The organism is Halobacteriovorax vibrionivorans (assembly GCF_003346865.1).
GTDB lineage: Bacteria > Bdellovibrionota > Bacteriovoracia > Bacteriovoracales > Bacteriovoracaceae > Halobacteriovorax_A > Halobacteriovorax_A vibrionivorans.
This window is the reverse complement of the sequence record NZ_QDKL01000003.1, coordinates 763,096-783,443: the sequence shown is the minus strand read 5'-3', so window position 1 is coordinate 783,443 and position 20,348 is coordinate 763,096. Positions and strand designations below refer to the sequence as shown.

23 protein-coding genes and 1 tRNA gene are annotated in these 20,348 nt (G+C 34.5%); 15 read left to right on the top strand and 9 right to left on the bottom strand.

Annotated elements, in window-relative coordinates:
- Positions 1 to 408 precede the first annotated feature (408 nt).
- The 6 genes from DAY19_RS14425 to DAY19_RS14400 all read left to right on the top strand — a co-directional run bounded on the left by DAY19_RS14425 (position 409) and on the right by DAY19_RS14400 (position 5,114).
- A complete protein-coding gene (locus DAY19_RS14425) occupies positions 409 to 1,536 on the top strand; it encodes a hypothetical protein (RefSeq protein ID WP_115363692.1) in 1,128 nt (375 codons plus the stop codon).
- Positions 1,537 to 1,832: 296 nt separating this feature from the next.
- Positions 1,833 to 2,105: a hypothetical protein gene (locus DAY19_RS14420; RefSeq protein ID WP_133296986.1), complete on the top strand. Its 273-nt coding sequence runs from the start codon at positions 1,833 to 1,835 to the stop codon at positions 2,103 to 2,105.
- A gap of 480 nt (positions 2,106 to 2,585) precedes the next feature.
- Positions 2,586 to 3,212 (top strand): hypothetical protein, encoded by a 627-nt coding sequence (locus DAY19_RS14415; protein WP_115363688.1) that lies wholly within the window; start codon positions 2,586 to 2,588, stop codon positions 3,210 to 3,212.
- 8 nt (positions 3,213 to 3,220) lie between these two features.
- Positions 3,221 to 3,871, top strand: coding sequence for an AbiTii domain-containing protein (locus DAY19_RS14410; protein WP_115363686.1), 651 nt, complete (start codon positions 3,221 to 3,223; stop codon positions 3,869 to 3,871).
- A gap of 11 nt (positions 3,872 to 3,882) precedes the next feature.
- Complete coding sequence (locus tag DAY19_RS14405; RefSeq protein ID WP_133296985.1) at positions 3,883 to 4,104, top strand: hypothetical protein; 222 nt, start codon at positions 3,883 to 3,885, stop codon at positions 4,102 to 4,104.
- Positions 4,105 to 4,109: 5 nt separating this feature from the next.
- On the top strand, positions 4,110 to 5,114 hold the full coding sequence (locus DAY19_RS14400; RefSeq protein ID WP_115363682.1) for a hypothetical protein: 1,005 nt from the start codon (positions 4,110 to 4,112) through the stop codon (positions 5,112 to 5,114).
- Positions 5,115 to 5,136: 22 nt separating this feature from the next.
- Here DAY19_RS14400 and DAY19_RS14395 read toward each other — a convergent pair whose 3' ends face one another.
- Positions 5,137 to 5,571, bottom strand: coding sequence for a hypothetical protein (locus DAY19_RS14395; protein WP_115363680.1), 435 nt, complete (start codon positions 5,569 to 5,571; stop codon positions 5,137 to 5,139).
- Positions 5,568 to 6,047: a hypothetical protein gene (locus tag DAY19_RS14390; protein ID WP_133296984.1), complete on the bottom strand. Its 480-nt coding sequence runs from the start codon at positions 6,045 to 6,047 to the stop codon at positions 5,568 to 5,570. Before DAY19_RS14390 ends, DAY19_RS14395 begins: the two co-directional genes overlap by 4 nt.
- A gap of 102 nt (positions 6,048 to 6,149) precedes the next feature.
- Here DAY19_RS14390 and DAY19_RS14385 point away from each other — a divergent pair, with 102 nt between their 5' ends.
- The 4 genes from DAY19_RS14385 to DAY19_RS14370 all read left to right on the top strand — a co-directional run bounded on the left by DAY19_RS14385 (position 6,150) and on the right by DAY19_RS14370 (position 8,109).
- Positions 6,150 to 6,518, top strand: a complete 369-nt coding sequence (locus DAY19_RS14385; RefSeq protein WP_133296983.1) for a hypothetical protein — start codon at positions 6,150 to 6,152, stop codon at positions 6,516 to 6,518.
- Positions 6,519 to 6,600: 82 nt separating this feature from the next.
- Positions 6,601 to 7,026: a hypothetical protein gene (locus DAY19_RS14380; protein ID WP_115363674.1), complete on the top strand. Its 426-nt coding sequence runs from the start codon at positions 6,601 to 6,603 to the stop codon at positions 7,024 to 7,026.
- Between the two features lie 3 nt (positions 7,027 to 7,029).
- Positions 7,030 to 7,584 carry a hypothetical protein gene (locus DAY19_RS14375; protein WP_115363672.1) on the top strand — a complete coding sequence of 185 codons (555 nt, stop codon included), beginning with the start codon at positions 7,030 to 7,032 and terminating at the stop codon, positions 7,582 to 7,584.
- A 24-nt stretch (positions 7,585 to 7,608) separates the two neighbouring features.
- Positions 7,609 to 8,109, top strand: a complete 501-nt coding sequence (locus tag DAY19_RS14370; protein WP_115363670.1) for a hypothetical protein — start codon at positions 7,609 to 7,611, stop codon at positions 8,107 to 8,109.
- A gap of 15 nt (positions 8,110 to 8,124) precedes the next feature.
- Here the strand turns inward: DAY19_RS14370 and DAY19_RS14365 are convergent, their stop codons facing one another.
- The 6 genes from DAY19_RS14365 to DAY19_RS14340 form a co-directional block, all read right to left on the bottom strand.
- Entirely contained in the window at positions 8,125 to 8,760 is a 636-nt protein-coding gene (locus DAY19_RS14365) for a helix-turn-helix transcriptional regulator (protein ID WP_115363668.1), read from the bottom strand.
- A gap of 339 nt (positions 8,761 to 9,099) precedes the next feature.
- A tRNA-Ala gene (locus DAY19_RS14360) sits at positions 9,100 to 9,175 on the bottom strand.
- A 55-nt stretch (positions 9,176 to 9,230) separates the two neighbouring features.
- Positions 9,231 to 11,432, bottom strand: coding sequence for a hypothetical protein (locus DAY19_RS14355; RefSeq protein WP_115363666.1), 2,202 nt, complete (start codon positions 11,430 to 11,432; stop codon positions 9,231 to 9,233).
- A gap of 52 nt (positions 11,433 to 11,484) precedes the next feature.
- Entirely contained in the window at positions 11,485 to 12,096 is a 612-nt protein-coding gene (locus DAY19_RS14350) for a hypothetical protein (RefSeq protein WP_115363665.1), read from the bottom strand.
- Between the two features lie 98 nt (positions 12,097 to 12,194).
- On the bottom strand, positions 12,195 to 13,538 hold the full coding sequence (locus DAY19_RS14345; protein WP_115363663.1) for a tetratricopeptide repeat protein: 1,344 nt from the start codon (positions 13,536 to 13,538) through the stop codon (positions 12,195 to 12,197).
- Positions 13,531 to 13,968, bottom strand: a complete 438-nt coding sequence (locus tag DAY19_RS14340) for a hypothetical protein (RefSeq protein WP_115363660.1) — start codon at positions 13,966 to 13,968, stop codon at positions 13,531 to 13,533. The genes DAY19_RS14345 and DAY19_RS14340 overlap by 8 nt, the downstream gene beginning before the upstream one ends.
- A gap of 192 nt (positions 13,969 to 14,160) precedes the next feature.
- Between DAY19_RS14340 and DAY19_RS15350 the strand changes: the two genes are divergently transcribed.
- Complete coding sequence (locus DAY19_RS15350) at positions 14,161 to 14,418, top strand: hypothetical protein (protein WP_199506668.1); 258 nt, start codon at positions 14,161 to 14,163, stop codon at positions 14,416 to 14,418.
- 38 nt (positions 14,419 to 14,456) lie between these two features.
- Here the strand turns inward: DAY19_RS15350 and hisS are convergent, their stop codons facing one another.
- Entirely contained in the window at positions 14,457 to 15,800 is a 1,344-nt protein-coding gene (hisS, locus tag DAY19_RS14330; RefSeq protein WP_115363658.1) for a histidine--tRNA ligase, read from the bottom strand.
- A 104-nt stretch (positions 15,801 to 15,904) separates the two neighbouring features.
- On the opposite strand from hisS, the gene DAY19_RS15470 reads away from it, so the two are divergent.
- The 4 genes from DAY19_RS15470 (at position 15,905) to DAY19_RS14310 (ending at position 20,345) form a co-directional block, all read left to right on the top strand.
- Entirely contained in the window at positions 15,905 to 16,864 is a 960-nt protein-coding gene (locus DAY19_RS15470) for a M23 family metallopeptidase (protein WP_115363656.1), read from the top strand.
- Positions 16,864 to 18,078: a DNA recombination protein RmuC gene (locus DAY19_RS14320; RefSeq protein ID WP_115363654.1), complete on the top strand. Its 1,215-nt coding sequence runs from the start codon at positions 16,864 to 16,866 to the stop codon at positions 18,076 to 18,078. The genes DAY19_RS15470 and DAY19_RS14320 overlap by 1 nt, the downstream gene beginning before the upstream one ends.
- Before the next feature lie 244 nt (positions 18,079 to 18,322).
- Positions 18,323 to 18,787: a hypothetical protein gene (locus DAY19_RS14315; RefSeq protein WP_115363652.1), complete on the top strand. Its 465-nt coding sequence runs from the start codon at positions 18,323 to 18,325 to the stop codon at positions 18,785 to 18,787.
- A gap of 139 nt (positions 18,788 to 18,926) precedes the next feature.
- Positions 18,927 to 20,345 carry a hypothetical protein gene (locus DAY19_RS14310; RefSeq protein WP_115363650.1) on the top strand — a complete coding sequence of 473 codons (1,419 nt, stop codon included), beginning with the start codon at positions 18,927 to 18,929 and terminating at the stop codon, positions 20,343 to 20,345.
- The last annotated feature ends 3 nt before the right edge of the window (positions 20,346 to 20,348 follow it).

Genomic DNA, 20,348 nt, shown 5'->3' with positions numbered 1-20,348 from the left:
CTTTTGAAATTTCAAATCTTGCTTCACCTATAATTACAACATTGATTTGTGTGCCTTTTTGTTTCTATTTATTATTTCGTTTAATTCCTAAAGGAAAAATATACTTTTTGGGGGGGATGGAGTATTCTTTCTTCTGCTTTTATTTTACTTTTAAATTTTCAACTCATGAGAAAGGGAGAAGTCGGGGCTCAAGGTATACTTCAAGGAATTGTTTTATTAATTAGTATATTTTTGGGGTTCAGATATTACTATATGCATTTAATAAAAGGGAGTAAGTTTAAGAAGGGCCCTTTGAATTATTATATAGCGCTAGTTAAAAAATAATTTTTTAAGTTTCTTATTATCTATCATGCAGTTATAGCTGTTCATAATACTTATAAATTTTAAATTTAATCGAGGAATTGTAATATGAAGTTAAAGTTAGATTTATTTAAAGGTGAGCCTGTTCCAATTTCTTTATTGCGAGCGAGTGATACAACGATACCAGTTACAGAGATTAATATTGATCACAAGAAGCTAAGTCATTATTTATATTTTGATGAATTTAATTTACTTATTGCAAAAGATCATCAAACTCTTGAAATGCTAGATAGTAATAACAAACAATTTCGTTTTATTGATGGAGGCCTCGGAGACTCGTCTGAAATTCGGAGGGGAAAGTCGAACGCTCTTGGACGTGCTTTTTGTAAAATGATGCTCTCTGAGCATTGGGGAATTAAGTATTACTGGGATGTTGATCGATCCTTGAAGAGTTCTAATTTGCAGCATTCATTTAATATTACTATCAGAAAAAACGGACAAGGTGATAAACCTGATTTCTTTTGTGCACGTGATGTGAAAAGCTTCTTCTTAGCAGAAGCTAAAGGAAGAGGAGTCAAGAATGCAGTCAATTTTACAAATGGCTCATATCGTTCTTGGTTAGAACAGTTTACGAGAATATCAATTCACGATTTGGATAAAAATAAAGATGTCGAAGTAAAGGGATATATCGTTGCGACACGACTACTTTGTAAAAGTGAAAAAACAAATGTGATACCAAATATTCTAGTTAAAGATCCTAAAACTTTTGGTGAAATTAATATGGAGGACTGGGATAAATGTCAAATGTTCTCATCGTATATAATGCGTATGCATTATGTATCGATCTTAAAAATCCTTGGTTTTGAAGATATGGCAAACCTTTTGCAAAGTGAAAGAGTAAACTCAGGCTTAGATGTTGTGTATTATGAAGGTGAAGTTGACGGAATTAATTATATATACACAAAAGTAGAAGCGAATGAATCTGGACAAGATATTATACATGGTATTTTAAGAGATGTATTTCATATGCTTTTAAATACTGTAAAGGGTAATTATAAATCAATAGAGTTTCTTGATAATTTAGATTTTTATAAAGAGGCTACTGATGATATTTTTATTGGATTAGATGGAACAGTATCAGTAGTTATTGAAAATAACTCGAAGGGGAGAGACTATGTTAAACAATCCAAAAGTATACAAACGAAAATAATAAAACGTGAGTTAGCTTATGAATAGACACTACTATTTTGGGCTATGATGTTTTATTTATTGCAGGTTGACTTTTTCACGAGACTTGTATCTAAATGATTCTTTTATGCAAGATAAACGAAAAGGGACATTAGACACATTTTTTTGATCTCTTTGATAGAGTGAATATATATGAAATATAAACTATATCCAGATATTCTTAGCTCAGGTGACTATTATAGATATTTTCTCTCTTATGTTCTTAGATGCTTGCTTGGTATATAATCACTTTTGTTATTTTCTTTCTCGTTATGTGGAGTATGGGAAAACAAGAGTTTTATACTATGAAACTGAAGGAATGGCTTATTATTTATAGTTTTCTTCTGCCAATACTTTTTACTTTAGCATTCTTAGGTCGTAGAAATGTAAAAGAAGGGTTTGTTGAACTAGAAGTGGATAATAGAATCCTTTATAATGGTACACTCTACGAAATAACCTCAATTAAAGAAAGCTTCTTAATGGGATATTATATCATAAGTGTTACAAGTGAAGATGGAGTAGAGAGTAGTATACCATTTAGGAATAAGGAATTAGCTGATGTGTTATTCAACATTTGAAAAAGTTGCGCTAGTAGCTTGAGTCTAGACTGGAAATTAATTTTGGGAATTACTACAACGATAAGATATCCAACGGAGTTCTCTACCATCGCTTTAGTTAAATCCTCATGAGTCGGTAATTTTACCTCATCTCCAATGGGTGTTGCTAAGTATATAGACGCAGAAAATCTCATGATATCATTGAAAAATTACAGAAAACTTTGATTATCCTACAATAATAAGGAGAGGACGCACCGCAGGGAGGGAGTGAAGAGTAACTACCCATATTTAATAACTTTTAGCTATAGTTCTTAATTGGTGCATCTGTTTTTTTGATTATCTTATCTGCCAGAATTTTTTACTTAAACATTTCGAATCGTAAGTACTTATTTTTCTTGTTTTATAAAAGAAAATTTATTTTAAAGGGTTGCTATATATCAATTCGCTACCAATTTATAGAAGTAGAGATGAGTATTATGAGTTAGTCGATCTGGAGGGACGATGGAACAAACAAAGAGTAAGAAAGAAATGCGATTTTTAGTTTTAGAAGAGATTTATAAAACTGCAGATGGCGATACAACTTGTTTTATTAAGTTAAATGATATAGCTGACAAAGTTAATTTATGTAATAGAGAAGTTGATACAATTGGAAGATTTCTCTCTGATGAAGGTTTAATTGAGTTTAGGGCCCTTGGGGGTATCGTTTCAATAACACATTTAGGAGTAAAAGAGATCGAAGAATTCTATGAAGATCCAAAAAATTCAACTGAGAATTTTCCTCCGATGAGCAGAAGTTATATATATGTAGAAAATATGTCTAATTCACAAATTCAACAAGGAACAATTAATAGTTCTCAGACTTATGGAAATTCAAGTGTGAATATTTCTGGGGTACTTGAGAATCTGATGAATTCGATAATGAAAGAGGATGTTCCTAATATTGATAAAGAAGCCTCATTAGCAAACGTAAAACTACTAAAGTCGCAGGTTGCTCTACCTGCTGAACACAGAGATAAGTCATTGATGCAAGATGCATGGAGTTTTTTATCTAATACTTCGTCTTTAATTTCAGTTAGTTCTTTTATTGCAAATCATTCAAAAGATATTTTAAATTTTTTAGGAATCTAGGAGGTGCCATGAGTTCAATTGTGAGAGAATTACAATTAGATGCTGTATCGAACAAAGTTTCTATTTCTGAGCTATTAAGAAAAGCCCTTCTCGTTGCTACAAAGTTGAAGCAAGTGGAATTTATAGAGTGGCTGAATCATGAATTAAATGGTTATCCCATTGACAGTCGTGAAGGCTTCCCGATGTATAGACAAGTAAGAGGCGTTGTAAAAGCATTTAATCCTTATCATGGCGCACAGCAAGTATTTTTTGAGAATGAAAAGGAAGGAGAGCTTTATTCTACTCGGTTTTGTTCGCAATCTGTTCCGGAGCTTGATCATCTTTTGTCGAATGCTGAACCTAATGGGGTTTTTGAAATGAAGTTTTCGGATACAACAGTTAAAATGTTGATGGAAAAAATAGGTTTTGATTTAGTTTCTTCACTCCATGTTGAATCTTCAGCTTTGTTTAAAATTCTAGATTCAATAAGAAATACAATACTCCGTTGGTCGTTAAAGCTTGAAGAAGATGGAGTTCTAGGAGAAAATTTATCATTTTCCAAAGACGATCAGCGAAAAGTTGAAACAGCTAGTTATAATATTACGAACTTTTTAGGTCCAATTATGGGCTCCCAAATTCAGCAAGGAACTCACTCTTCTTCTCAAAGTAGAGATTTTTAAACATGATAAAAATGAAATTAAGTGTATCTAATTTTGATTTTACGAGAACGTGGATTAATGTACCATGTCCTGCTTGTAAATTAGATAGTCGTATTCAGTTAAGAGATGTTGTTTACAAAAGAGCTGCTATTTGTAGAGGTTGTAAAAGTAATCTCAAATTAAAAGATACTTATGATTCAACAAAACTAGGTTTAAGAAAAATAACTAAGCAAATTAATAATATTTTTAGGTAGAGATTATGGACTTACAAATTAGTCAAAGAACGAGATATTTACTTCAAACAAGAACGAGGAGGGTTAAGACTGCTCTAATTAATCAATATGGTGAAAGGTTATCCTTTTTTCTACAGTTTATTGAAGAAAATATTGCTTTTAAAAATATCCTAAATGAAGTGCTTGTTAAATCTAATATAGCGGATGAAGATGTCTGTCATGCTTTAGATCGTGGACAAGTTTCAAACTTTAAATCGGAAACAGACTATGTTGCTGGAGTATTTTATAGTCTCAAGTATTTAATTAATCATTTCGAAAATGATCATGATAACAATCACCTAGTAAGAGTATCTTATTATTTCACAGGTTCTCATTCTGGTGGAGTGGAACAGTATATCGAAAATATAAATGACTCATGTGTTGAATTTTTAGCTGATCATTTAGATGAGCAGCTAGACTCTTCTCAGACCTTAATGCTTCTTTTATATAAATATAAGCACTCAGCAGAATGGTTTAATCGAAAGAAGCTGTGTTTAATAGCTAGGGGAGAAATTGAATATTGTGATGACAAAGAAAAAGGATTAGCAAATCACTTATATCAATATTTATTTGACCAAGGGATTGAATTTAATATCGAGCCTTCTTCTTCATCGGGGAGAGCTGATCTTGTTACTTCTCAGTCCAATGAAGCCCGTATCATTTTAGATGCAAAGTACATTAGTATAGATTCTTCTAATTCTTCAATTAAGAAAAAGGTTCAAGATGGCTTTGGTCAAGTTCACCATTATTGCTGTGATTATAATTCAGAATTTGGTTACTTAGTTATATTTAAAGATAGTGATAATGTAATTGAGATTGAGTCCGAGAAGCTGGGTACATTTAATTATGTAAATATAAATGGCAAAGTTATTTTCTTTTTAGTTATTGATATTTATGAATATAAAGAGAGCGCTAGCAAACGTGGAGCACCAAAAATAATATCAGTATCAAAAGAAGATTTAAGAAAAGAGCTTAGTATTGGTAATGATTAAGTTAGTATCGTCTTTAATAATACTACCTTTTAGATTGCTGTGTATTAACATTGTCATTTATTTGTTTATTAATATTAAATAGCCCAAAATTTATTAAGCCGAGACAGTATATTAAACCTAGCAACACTACTGCTGTGAATCCATCTAGTGCTTGAATCAGATTATCGTAGAATGATATGAATGTTACGTCAGAACTTTCTCTATAAAATAACCAGCTCATAACAAACCAATCAATAATGAAGTATATGTTCAGTAGCCACAACTGTTTCGATTTTTTTAAGTCCTGATGATTGACTAATTTTTTTGAAAATATAATAAATGGTAAAAAAAGAGATAATATAATACCGATAACAGTAAAGTTTACTTTTACCTGATCTGAAATAAAACCAGTAATTAGTATTGAAATTAGAATTGTAATTGGTAATATAAAAGCTGCTTGAAATTTGTTTAACTTCATTTATTGTCACCATTTAAGGTTTTACACCAGAATTCGAGATCTTCTTTATCCGATTTACTCGTTTTAACTTCACCTGCCATAACCGGCAACATTTTTGTTCCATTCAGCAAAGCGTTAGTAAAAGCATCAATATTCTGAACTCCAATAGGATATGTATATGCTTTCGTTGGATCTGTAGTATCAGCCTTTATACCTCCAACTTGATCTGGAAAAAGAGCTCTGAATCCAACATATAGAAAACACTTATCTTTTTCACGTTGAAGAATAGGAGCATATAAAGGGCCTATTCTGTTATTGTTTTTGAAATATTGATATGATGAAAGTCTTACACAATTCCAATCAGGCATTTCACTTAATTCAACTCTGCTCGCATTCGTCCCATTGTGAAGTGGTAGAATGTACTCGAGAGGAGGACATTGGTTTAGTTCGTATTTTTTATATACGTATCCACCTTCTTTGATACAGCTCGTACCCATAAGGCCGAGGCACATTAATGTGAGTAATATGAACTTTATAATTGTATTGAGTCTCATAATTTCGCTTTAATTCAATCTGTTATTGCAATACAATAATTGTATATGAAATTCATTTATATTTCACTACTTACTTTTCTGTTGGCATCTTGCTCGCATCATCCTCCTTTAACAAAAGGAGGAGCAAACTCTATTGGTGGTGAAGATGTTGTGTTGATGAAGCCTAATTTAAAATACTGTAAGTTTATAAAGGAAGTTGAAGAGCTTTTCTTTTTTCATCAAAAAAATGCTCTTAATGTTGAAAATCATTTTAAGAATAGTGTTGCTAAAGCAGGTGGTAACGTAGGAGAGCCAATTCAAGTAAAGGTGCATCAGCCTTATATAATCGGCAACGCTTACAAATGTGATTCTGACTATATACTAGATTATAAAAAGGACTTGTATTCGGATGTTTATTTACAGCGGTCAAATTAATATATTAAAGTCAGTTTTAATTTTCTACAGCTGTCTTCCAAGTACTGACGGTGAAATATCTTTAGGAGTAAAGTTATAATCTATGAACGAAAGAAAGGTATATAAATTTAAGCGTCCATTAAGTGAAATCCTGTCGGTATTAGTAATCCCAGAAATTATTATAATGTTAGTTACAGCAGTTATATTACTTTTTAAATTTCGTTTGAATCCTATCCATTTATTTAAAATTATTCCATTAGAGTTTGTTGTTTTGGTGATTTTTTTATCTGTGATTCTGACTTGGGTGTATCATACACCCTCCTTAGTTGTTGAGGATGGTGTTCTTAAAATTAATATGGGGATTAGAAAGAGAGATTTAATTCCATTAGATCGAATTTTTAAAATTGATTATGATAAATCTTTTTATATCTATTACATGAATGACAATGGCCAAAAAGACGGTCGCTATCTGAGTCTAAGGAAGTCTGACTATGAGAAACTACATGCTTTGCTTGTAAACAAGGGGTAGCCATTGAAAAAACCAGTTACCTTTTTTCAATTTCTTGTTTATTTATATATAGGAGTATTAATTATATGCTCATATACCTATCCAGCTATTTTATGGGGGAAGGGGAAAGGGTCTAATATCAGTCTTGAAGGGTTTTTCTTGGCGCATTCTATAATATATATTTCCTTTATTATCCTATTTATATATGAATTAAATAAAAGTAATGCCGATGTTTATAAGTATTCCTGTTATGGGAGTCTTATTTTGGAGCCAATTAAATTGGAGGCTTTAGAGAAGGTGTTTGCATCGAATGATATGGTTGAGTGTTTGTATAGTAAATATAATAATATTGAATCTTTAAACATGAAATTAAACGCAGATAAATTATTAAATGTTTCCAATAAGAAACTAACCATTTCAATTGAAAAAATTGAGAATGAACTCATTTTAAATTATGAATTACAGTCTTATATTCGATTAGGATTAAATTCATCATTACATCGATATGTTCATGAAGCTCTCACTAGTAATAATATAAAATTTAAAGAACATATTTACTGTGATGAAAGTGCAAAATAGTTCTTTCTTAATACTGGAGTAATAATGAAAGTGAATTTCAGCAATATTTCAAAATCTAGCCTAGAAAAAACGTTATTTTTATACTTAGTTTTAAATGACAATCCTCTTCTTAGTGGAGAACTAAGCTTATTAGAGTTTTGCTATTATTTAGTTGTCCTAGATGAAAAGCTACTGATAGATGAAACCATAGAGCTTGAAAGTCTAATTCATTATAAAAATATCCAACAATTTATAAAAGTAACTAAAGGCCATCGTAAGAGCTTTCTTACTAAATTAGTAAATAGTGACCATCTTGAAATGAGAGTAAATAGAAAACTATTTTTTTTCAAAAAGGTGGATTATTTAATTCAAAATATTGGTGAAGTGAAAGTTGAGAATGATATTATCTTAGAGTTCGTTAATGCAGTTAAAAATAATGAAACTATCAATAATCAATATTCTAAGTATTTGTATGACTATTATCGTTATAATATTTTAGATGATACAGACTATACTGATTGGATGGATACAACATTTGTTGATTAAGTAGAAGAAGCCCCCTCAGAGGCTCCCTAACAAGTTCTTAACAACCTCAAGCTTAGTATCATCAAGCTGATCAATCTTCTCCAAACAAGAGTCCACAATAGTATCTCGAAGCTCTACTTTCTCCATTGCATCCTTGAAGTCTGAAAATTTATAGCCGTAGGACTTCACAATATGGCGTATACGCTCCTCACTAAGCTCAATCCTACCATTTTCAATATGCCCGATAGTTGGCCTTGAATAGCCACACATAGCCGATGCTTGATCTTGGGAGATTTTCTTAATACGTCTAAGAGATCGTAAAACTTTGCACTCTTTTGTGACAATTTTTTGATAGCTACGACGATCTGAGTTTTTAAGGACAGTTTTTACAAATGTTCTCTTAGGCCTTCTTTTTGCTCCCTTCTCAATTAATCGCTTGGCTTTCACAAAATCTAAGTAGGTGAGACCATAAGAGTTGGTGATGGCATCAATCTTTTCATGGTTAAGGCTCACACGTCCATTTTCGATTGCTCCCATGCCTTTTGAAGTCAGGCCATACTTTGCACCAGCTTCTTTAAGCGTCATGCCACACTCAAGCCTCAGCTCTCTAAGGGCGAGGTGATCAGTAGTAATTGCTTTTTTAACGTTTTGTTTTGATTTAGGTTTTGTCATTTTAGTTCTCCTTAAAGTTGTTAAGGCGATTTGCTGGATTAGCCTAGCTAGCCAGCGGGTCGCCAGTGAAATTGCTCAAGGAATTTAGATGGTTACAAACCAAAGGCTAATTTTGTGACAGTGCATGAAGGGGAGGCTAATCGGCGTAGCCAGATTTTTGGCTACGAATAGCCAACCTCAGTCATTTTGAGTCACAATGGTTAGTTTTGGAACAACGGAAGAAGAGATCAAACACCAGATACCAAGTAATTGATTTCATAAGTGTTTAGAATGTTGTTAACGATGCCTTTTTAGATTTTGGACAAAAAAAAGGCCTTCTAAAAAAAGCCTTACGAAAAATGGTGGACCTTAGCGGGATCGAACCGCTGACCTCTTCGCTGCCAGCGAAGCGCTCTCCCAGCTGAGCTAAAGGCCCTCAATTGAGATATTTTCAAGAAAGATAATAGCCAAACCGTGAGGGCTTGGCAATATTATAATTCTGGAAGATCTCCATTTTGATCAAGTTCTCGAGCAAGTTCGGCCTTCTTTACACTTACGGCCTCTTCGTAGTTTCGATAGAAGCACTGTGACTCATAGGCCTCATTTTTCGTTGAGAAGCGCTCGCTTCCATTGACTAGGTAGGGAATACCACCGCTGTCATCAAGAATCTCAGCACATCTCTTTGCTAAGAATTTTGCTCTTAGCCCCATGCCTTTTTTCTTAAGCATTGGGTAGTAGATAGCACATGAATGGAGAGTGTCGCGATAGCTATCGTGTCTTTTTCCCTTCTTAAGAACTTTCTTTGCATTCTTATTTAGGATCTTAATAATCGACTTTCCAAAAACTTTCTCAAAGCTTTCTCTTGCCGTATTCATGAGAGGAATATTACTTGCTCCAACATTATCTCCTCTTAGTAGATTTTGTTGAATTCCGCGATAGATTGGGATTAAAAAAGTATATTTCGAATAATTTAAGCTATCCTCATATGTTAGCTGTGGGCTTTCTGCATATGGAAGTCCATAGAGGAAGTATTCTTCAACTGCACGGATGTAGTTATAGAAGGTCGCATCGATTGTCTCAACTGAAAGAACATCACCATCTGATAAATTATTTGCTAAATAAGTATAAGCTGCTTGTGATAGGTCCTTAAAGCTATTGCACTGGCAATTTGGAGCGTCGATATCACAGTCTTCTGGTGTCAGACTTGGAACATTGACAACAACCTTCTCAAAATTAACAAGGGCCTTAAGTGCTTTTAAAGCGTTTCTCATACGAACTGAAAATAGGGCAGTTGCTTGTGGCCTCGTTCCCGTTTTTGTTAAGTCCTCTTCAAAGATTTCGATGACTTCTGAGATTGAAAAATCTTTCTTATTATCTCGCCAATTATCTTCTGCTTCGATGATTTTATACAATCTTTCAACGTTAACTGAATTTCTAAGCTTCTCTGAAAGTCTTTCTTTGTCGGCCGCAAGATCAGCTAAAGCTGGTTTAATTACTTCTTGAATATACTGTGTACGATCTTCATTTCGAGCAATTTGGTTTTCCTGGCAATCACTATTCTGATTTACCCAGTACTTACCGTCTTGGAATTCACGACAATAGACATTTAACTTTGCATTTACATTAGCAAACCAGGTTAAAGTTTGTGACCACGTTCCCCAAGTTTTTATATTTTGATATTCATCATTCCACTCTTCGATTTGATATGGATCAGGCTGTTGCAGTCTAAGCTTTGCTTGCTCCTTTTGAAGAGTTGCAATGGTTACAATTGTATCTTGTTGATTTGCAGTTTCATAAATATCTCTTAATTCACTTAGAATTCTTTGGATACGAGGGTAGTGCTTTCTTAAATTTTTAATTCTTTGAAAGTCTTTGTCTGGAGTGTCTAGCCTTTGAATGTAGTCATATAACCACTTAGCTTCTTCTCTTGTTGCATTCTTACGACGTAGGTTACAAGTCATGGCATTGATATTCTTATATGCACACTTATAAGATACGTAGTAATTTCGATCATTATATAAGTCTTCTAACGCTTGATAAGCATCACTTCCTTTATAACTTACGTAAGAGACAAGACTATCAACCATATTGGCAAGTCCTGTAGAAGCTGCAGAAGTGAATAGGGAAGAGCCTGGGTATAGAGCACCGGCAACTTGTCCCATTAACATAACTGCAGGGCGAAGCATTTTTGGACCTAAGTCATCATCACATTCTGGCGCATCTCTTAGGTCATCTAAGATTGTTGTGGCCATTGTGAGACTATCAACAACGCCATTTTCTTTACGGTAATCTGAATCGAGGATCTCATTTCTTCTTCTTTGTAGAGAGAGGATCTCATCATCGTATTCACCGTTATAATTACTATTTGCCACAAGTTGATAAACCTCACTTGCAATCGTCTCTAAGTTTGAATCGATAATAGAAACTTCATTGGCATTGCCCTTATATTGCTCACTTAGTGAAGAAAGGAAGGCCTTTGAGTTTGCATAGATTGATTGGCAACGATAGCGCTCATCTTTGATGTCTTTAATTGCTATTGTTAGGGAGTCAACAACTTCTAGGACAGCTTGATCGCTTACAAATTCACATGAATTCGCTAGTCGACCACTAAAGAGAATTGAACGGTTAAAGTCTGCTTGTGTAAAAGTGGCCACCATCGTGATGGCCATTATTTTAAAAAGAATTTTCGTCATTAAAAACCTAATTGTGTGTGTTGTGTTTCTTGTGTGTTTTATATTTCGTTATTTATAGACGACGACGGTCTTGTAGACTAGGTCCACTTATACATTTTCTTAAAGCATTCACTACTTCATTTTGATCATTACATGCGAAGTGTCCATCACATTCATTTTCAAAGCAGGCAACATTAAATGTTCCTACACATTGTGACATAACTCTTCTGATGTCTTCTTGGCTATCAAAGTCTCTTCTGCTTAATCTTGAAAGCGCACTGTTAAGACATGAATTTTGTACTAACCAAAGTTGTGAATTTAAGCTTGTTACTTCATTAAGATCATTACGATCGTAGCGACTTAAATTTGCCATTACTGTTGCTTGAACATTTCCTGTTACGTATTGGCAAGAACGAGCAATTGCATAAAGCTCATTGTGATCATTTTGATCAAAACGTGAAAGAAGTCTCATTGAATTGTTAATACAACCTAAGTCCAGTTGTCTTGTACACGCATCGTAAATTCTTCTTAGTTCATAATTAGATGAACATTCTCTTTCGTTACCTGAACACAATTTTTCAACACATGCAGATTGTGTATAGTTCGGTATTTGTGGTGCTCTAAATTGTGCCATTGTGCTTGTTAGATAAACAATGGCCACTAGCAATATAACTGCTCTAAACATAATAAACCCCTCCCTAATATTTCCCATTTTTATATAATTTAAGAAAAATTCTGCAAAGGAATTTATTTTTCAAAAGTGCGTAAGTGACTGGAATTTCGTTAAGCGTTATAAAATTTATTCAGACGAGACTTCATATGGGGATAGATTTTGATGGCCTGCTCATACCACTCCTGAATACTCTCTTCTTTACGATTCATATCGACAGAGCGTTTGATGATAATTTCAAATAATTCTTCTGATTTGAATCCACTATTTAATGTGTCGATGGCCATCTTTAAAGACTGGGAAGCAGTAGAGTCTTTATCTGCGACGAGGGCATCCATGAGTGGAGCATTCTCATACTTTGGAAATTTTTCTTTTTGCTTAACTTGCACGAATTTGGTGGTCTTATTATCTGGTGTTTGAGTCAGGATAATAATCATTTTTTCTAAAATTGCAGGCTTTGTTGCGCAAATGATTGAAGCTTCCTCAATTAGCTTTAATGCCTTTAAGTATTTCTTATTTTTTTGTAAGTCTTGAATAGATGATTTATCAAATTCAATTTTTTCAAGTTCACATCGAGCATAGATGACAATGGCCGCAGAAATGGCATCTTTGATTTCATCTGAAGGCTCATTTACTTTCTTATAAGCATCATAATAATTTAAAATTAATTCATGCTTACCAGCTGCAACTGCAACCATTGATAAGTCTTTCAACATATCAGGTGAAATAGGGTAGTCCGCATGTAGTTTAAGTGAATACTGCAAGGCCATATAGTAATTTTTCTGATGTTTATAAGTTTTAAAAAATAGCTTTAGAGTATTAAAGTCTTTTGGGTTTATTGTATAAGACTTCTCAAGTGCTTTAAGGGACTCTTCAAAATTCTTATCTTTGAAATGACAAAGTCCTTCCAGATAATATGTTTCATATGGCCCTTTTGATAACTCTCTGGCCTTCTCTACAATCTCAAAAACTTTTGCATGATCTTTTCCTACTTGTTCATAAGCGGCATTGATAAGTTTTCGATAATCACTTGGAGATGACTTCATCTCGTATAACTTATCCATTAAGGCTTTTATACTATCTACAGTGAATGGGATCGGTAGAACGAGATCCACTTGTTGTTGAGCAATTTTTGAAATCGCATCAATGGAATCGTTTTGAGTCAGTAGAATGAAGCTGTTGTTGATTCGATTTGGCTGAAGCTTTAAGTGCTTCTTTAAAACGTCGTTATAGCGACCTTGATCAAGTACTTCGTAGCTAAAAACAAGATTGGGCTCAAAAGAGTCGAGCTCTTTAAGGGCATCATGAAAAGTCTTAGCAAAACGTACATTCTTACGTTCAATACCAAGTGACTTGAATGCATTCTCGTATGCAACACGGGCATTCCCGAGAGACTCAACCACTAAGACTTCTAAGTCTTTAAAGAATGTTTGTTTTCTTGAATCTTCGTTACTCATCGACTGGTACTTTCCTAAATTTATCTAATAAATTATTTGTCTTCTCTAATCGATTCAAAATTACATTTTCAATCTTCTCGTGCATCTCCTTACTCTCTTCCAGAACTTTAAAAGTTACGTGGTTCTGCTCGTCGTTATATGCACCAATATCCATGACTTCACTTGTTAGCTTTATGGCCTGCTCATGCTTTGTTAAATCGGCTGAATTGGCCTTTGTTACAAGTGAATTTTGGACAATATATAATTCAATCCTATGCCCTAGGGCACAGCTATTTTTCGGTAATAGAGCCGTTAGTTTTTGCGGAGACACAAGCATAACAAGATGGCACTTATTTATCTCAAGCACACTAGTGTGACTAGTAAGATTCTTAATTACTAAAATGAACCTGTTGCTTTTTTGGCTTGCAATTTTAAACACTTGCTTTTCCATCTCTAAAGACTATCTCAAGGAATGATTTTATGCAAAATGACGTATTTTACCCAGTTATTTAGGATAATTAAGCCTAATTTTCGGCGATTATAGGAGGCGATCGGTTTTTTTTATTGACGTAATAAATGCTAGGTACTTAAAATTACTATATTACATATTTTTCTACTAAAACAACTAAACAAGAGGTTTAAAATGGCTAAAAAGAAAAAAGCAGCAACTAAGAAGAAAGCAGCTCCAAAGAAAAAAGCAGCTAAGAAATCAACTAAGAAAAAGGAAATGCTACTAGTTGGTTCAAAAACTAAAGAAGCACTAAAGGGTAAAGGATACAACGTATCTTCAGACGCTCTTGAAGCAATGAACGAGTACGTATACTGGCTAGTTGATCAAGCTCAAAAGAGATGTACAGCTAACGGTAGAAAGACAATTCGTCCATACGATATCCTAGGATAATCAAACGAATTCATTTCGTTAGAAATAAAGAAGCCTCGCTATGCGAGGCTTTCTTGTTTCTCTTGACCTGTTTCCATGTCTTTTATTTTTAAAATTCTTTGTTCTTTTTCCTGATCCCCATAGAAGATTACATTCTTAACCCCACGCTTGTTGGCGTAAGTCATCTGCTTCTTCATCTTGGCCGAAGTAGGGTAGATCTCAATTGAACGGCCTTGTGCTCTAAAGTTGCGAGCAATTTGGAGGTATTCTTTTTGGTCGTCATCACTCATATTGATGATCATAAAATCTACGCTTGCGCTGATATCTTCAAAGAGTCCACGATCAAGCATGACATCATAAATTCTTTCAGCTCCAAATGAGATTCCAACACCTGAGAGCTTCTCTTTTTGACCAAACATACTCGTTAGATCGTCATAGCGTCCACCGCCACCGATACTTCCCATTGAACCATCAACAAGTTTTACTTCAAAAATGCAACCTGTGTAGTAATCAAGTCCTCTTGCTAGAGTCGGATCAAAGACAAGGTTTTCAATTCCTAGCTCACGCACATTTGAGAGAACGAATTCAAGTTCTTCAAGGCCAAGTTTTCCAACTTCGTCTTCTCCTAGAAATTCTTTGATTGTTGAAAGCTTCTCATCAGAGCTTCCTTCTAAGGTAAGAAGTGTTGAGAGTCTTGCTACTTGCTCTTCACTAAAGTCGCGTTTTAAAAGTTCTTCTCCAACTTTCTCAGCTCCAATCTTATCGAGCTTATCAATGGCAATAGTCATATCGGTAAGCTTATCGCTGACGCCGAGAACACTAGCAATACCTTGAAGGATCTTTCTGTTGTTGATGACGATTTCAACACCATCAAGCTTTAGGTCGTTAAAAACATCGTGATAGACTTCAACTAGGGAAACTTCACTTAGAAGTGATTCTGTTCCAATAATATCTCCATCACATTGATAGAATTCGCGATAACGGCCTTTTTGAGGACGATCCGCACGCCAAACTGGCTGAATTTGATAGCGTTTAAATGGGAGGGCCAGTTCATTTAAATTGGCACACACATAGCGAGCAAATGGGATGGTAAGGTCATAGCGCAGACCTCGATCACACATCTTTGCTGAAATTGCTCCAAGATTCTTCTCTTCTAAATCTTCTGGCTTTACCTTCTTTAGAAAGTCTCCTGAGTTTAGAACGCGAAAAAGAAGCTTATCTCCTTCTTCTCCATATTTACCAGTGAGGACGTTCAGGTTCTCAACGGCAGGTGTCTCTAGCGGCATAAAGCCATGTGATTGAAACCTTTTTTTAATTGTATCAAATATATAATTTCGTCTTGATGATTCAAGTGGACCAAAGTCACGTGTCCCTTTTGCATTTTGTGGCCTAATCGTCGCCATTTAATTACCCCTTCGAAATAAATATATTTGTTTATACCCTTATTTTTAGCACTTTTAAAGCAATAGGCCTTTAAAAATCGCAACTTATTTGCCATAATTTCCTTATGAGACACAATACAACATTTTTCCTATTTTCATTTTTACTCTTTCTCTGTTCATGTGCAGGCCTTAAGCCTCTACCAAAGCTTGGAACTTATGACGTTGAACAACGTATAGCCTACCCAGGTAAGGTGAATAAGATTATTTTAGACCTGCCAAGTCTCGGGGAAGAATTTCATATTCTCTGTGGAGATAAGAGGCTATCTCACGAAATTAAAAATGGAAAAATAACGGCATTCTATGCTCCGAGATATTGGTACTTTGAAACAAAAGATGGTGAGAAAACAGATGCGCCAAGTAATGTTCATTGCTACTTAAAGTCTAAGGTCTACGGAAGTGAAGTTCAGTATCACTTTACGACATTTAATATAAGGCCATTTGATTATAAGAAATCTTATATCAAGGTGGCAAAGAAGCACGTTGATCTTTCTCCTGAAGCGGTTGAGCGCTGGAAAAGAGAAGTAAAACTACAAAGTGAAGCTTATGCAAGTGCTGTTACAGATCGTTCATTAACAGATAAAGAATTTATCCGCCCGCTAAATAGTAAGATCACCGCTGTTTATGGTAATCGTCGTGTATTTAACGATAAGAAAAATAGCTGGCATTCTGGTACGGATATGCGAGCAAGAAGGCCAACGCCAATCAAAGCATCAAACGATGGGAAAGTAATCCTTGTTGAAGATCTCTTCTTTAATGGAAAGGCTGTCTTTATTGATCACGGTGCTGGTGTCATCACAATGTATTGCCACTTGTCAGAATTTAAAGTTAAAACTGGCGATACAGTTAAACGTGGTCAAATTATAGCTTTAAGTGGTAATACTGGACGCTCGAGTGCTCCACATCTTCATTGGGGAGTGAGAGTGCAAGGTAATTGGGTCGATGGCCTACAATTTTTAAAAGAGCAAAAGAAGCAGTTGAATCCACAGGCATATAAAATGCCTAGTGAAAAAGAAGGAATGAATTAATGGCCTTAACGATAGTAGTTATTGTTCTTCAAATTGTAATTATTGGATTCCTCTTTTTAATTTTTAAAAAAGAGCAAGTTGTTAACTTTGACGAAGTTAATAATTTAATTCGTTCTCAAAAGAATGAAATGACGGATACTTTATTCAAAAATAATAATCAGCTAGCAGAAAACTTCTCTAATCTAAGAGAACTTGTTGCTGAAAGATTGATGGAGACAAAAGGTGCTCTAAATAAGGATCTCTTCACTTTTAAAGATCAGCTTGGAAAAGATCTTGAGGCGAAGTTTGATAAAACGAATAAGTCAATCCAAGATAAACTGCAAAATATTGATAATAAAGTTCAAGAAAACCTCAACGAGAATTTCAAGAAGACTAATGAAACCTTTACTGGAATTATTGCTCGTCTTGCTAAAATTGATGAGGCCCAAAAGAAAATCGAATCACTTTCGACAAATGTTGTAAGCCTTCAAGAAGTTCTAACTGATAAAAAATCACGTGGGATCTTTGGTGAGGTTCAGCTAACTTCACTTTTAAAGTCAGTATTTGGTGAGGGTGATAAGTATTATAAGCTTCAGTACAAATTAAGTAATGACAAGCTCGTGGATGCAATGGTTGATCTTCCTGATCCAATTGGAAAGCTTTGTGTGGATTCAAAGTTTCCATTAGAAAACTTCAAAAGAATGTTTGAAGGATCATTGGAAGAGAAGGCGAGTGCACGTAAAGAATTCGTACGAAATGTAAAAAAACATATCGATGATATTTCGAGTAAATATATTATTAAGGGTGAGACTGCTGAGCAGGCCGTTCTCTTTCTTCCGGCCGAGGCCATCTTTGCTGAAATTCACGCATATCATGAAGATATTATTTCTTATTCTCAAAAGCATAATGTTTGGATCGCATCACCGACAACTTTTATGGCAACTTTAACAACTGTTCAAAGTGTTATGATGAATATGGAGCGTTCAAAGTATATGTCTATTCTTCACGAAGAAATCAATAAATTAGGTAAAGACTTTAATCTCTATGAGAAGAGATGGACTGATCTAACAAAGCATCTTGCAACAGTTACTAAAGACGTTAATAATATCAATATAACTACAGGTAAAATCTCTAAGAGATTCCAAAAAATTATGGAAGTAGAGATTGATAAGGCACAGTTGGCCAACGTGGCAGAAGTTGAATTTACTAGTCAGGAACCGTCAAATGACTTATAATAGTCTTTGATTCTTATAAAATTTTATCTATCGAAGGAATATATATGAGTTTAGAAGTATTTGTTGCATTGTGTTTAGTAGGGTTTTGGGCACTTTTACCAGCATCTCTAGCGATTGCATGTAAAGACTTTGATGATGCGATGATGGATGATCATCACTAAGAAACAGGTTAACTTTTTCCATGTTTCAATAACTTAAGTGAGCTCCTATAATAAATTAAACACTTATTATAGGAGTCTCATAAATGGCAAAAAATCGCCGACGCCTCAAACAAATCTGGATTAACCCAGAATTTCAAAAACACTTTCTCGTTAAATTTGGATTTTTAAATCTTATCTCGTGTGGACTTTTTGTTGCCACAATTTTGTCGTTTCTTGTAAATGTCAGAGAGATGGCAGAGGAGAGTGGCTTCTTTCAAAGTGCTGCCTTTCAAGGCTTTTGGGATGTTCAAGTTCAAATCATAAGCTTTTCTCTTCTTATTGCAGTCTTAGTTTCTTTCTTTCTATTTCTATATTTAGGTTTAACAATGTCCCACAAGATTGCGGGCCCTTTATATCGTTTAAACAATCACTTTAAGAAGCTTGCTAAGTCTGAAGAGGATGAAGAACATTTCCTAGAGAAAGTAACATTTCGAAAAGGAGATTACTTCAGAGAGATCGAGGATTCTTTTAATGATTTAGTCGATAAGCAGAACTCATCTCATGAGTAATGCCAAGAAAAGTTCTCATGTATTTTTAGTAAGATACGTTGGGACCAAATTGAGTTGAAGTAAAATCAGTAAGTTGTAAGTAGTTAAAAAACCTATGTTAATCTAAAGAAAATTACTTGCAAATAAGGGGATCTCAGAAGTGTTAGTACTAATATTTTTAACAATCTTTAGTAGTCATCAAGTCTTTGCTCAAGGAATTTCTGTTATTCCAAATAACACGGCCCTTGGAGTTAGGTTAAACCAAGTGGGAAATGTTATTAAGAAGAACTCGTGTGATCAATTTCGCTCAAAACATTTAAATATTACGCTAACTCCTACTTGTTATGGTGCAAACCTAAGGCATGCTAAGAGTACGATTGATCCTCGTGGTGGTGATATTAGAATGAATGTGAAGTTATCAAATGGTGGACAACACTTTGAGAGTAATACGGTCTTCTCTCCTCAGGTAACTTGGCCAAATACTTATGGGCAATCATGTACGTGGAATGCTGAATCAAATGATGTTAATTGTTTAATAAAAAGTGGAAACTCTTCACGTGATGTTAAATATAAATGTGCTTACAAGAGGGCAAAGTTCTTTTTAAACGATGCTCTTGATTGTCGTCGTCAAGGAGACCCTCTCGCTCAAGCAGCTCTCAATTCAAATATTAAATGTAAATTCTTCTATAATTGGAAGGGAACTGGCTACGCTGCCAAGTCTTCATATACGAAAAAGCCTGGGCTTGCCAATTGTGGTATCCGAGGTAAGGAAGCAATGGATGTTTCAACTGAAATTGTATCAGGTGCTCAGGAAGATACTGAAAGTGAAATTCATGAAGGTGAAGTTAATGTTTCAATTGCGCAATTAAGTATTCCAAAAAGAGTTGGAGCACGTGATCTAAGTACTGGCCGTGTAATTTTCTCTGGCTCTTCTAGTGATGTACGTGTGGAATTCTTTCAACATAATGAAAAAGAAGATAAGTGGGTTAAGCTCGACTATAAGGGAAGTATTGGCCTTAATGACTTTGAAGACTGCCTAAATGTAAAAGCGGCGTTTCTTGGAAGAAATCAATTCTGTGGCTCTTATTATTCACCACTAATGTTATTCTTCGATGCGAATCTCCCTGACTTCTTAGGAAGAAGTTCATTTCCACTAATAAATGATGTACCAGTCGTAAACTGGGTAGAGCCTAATTCGAAAGGTTATTTCCTTGCCATTGATCGAAACGGTGATGGAAAAATTAATAGTGCCCTTGAGTTATTCGGTGATCAAAATACATATGAAAATGGCTTTAGAGCTTTAGCTAAGTATGATTCTAATAATGACGGTGTAATCGATATTAATGACGAAGTATATTCAAATTTAATTCTATGGAATGATCTCAATGGTAACGGGATCAGTGAAAGTTCTGAAATGACGACATTACCAAAGAAAGGTGTTACTTCAATAAACTTAGAATATAAAAGAGGACATATCGCTTTTGAAGGGCGAGCAGAGGCCAGAGAGAAGTCGACTTTTACGACTGAAGATGGACGCATTGGAAGCGTTTACGATATTTGGTTTTCTCCTGCAATATAGTAA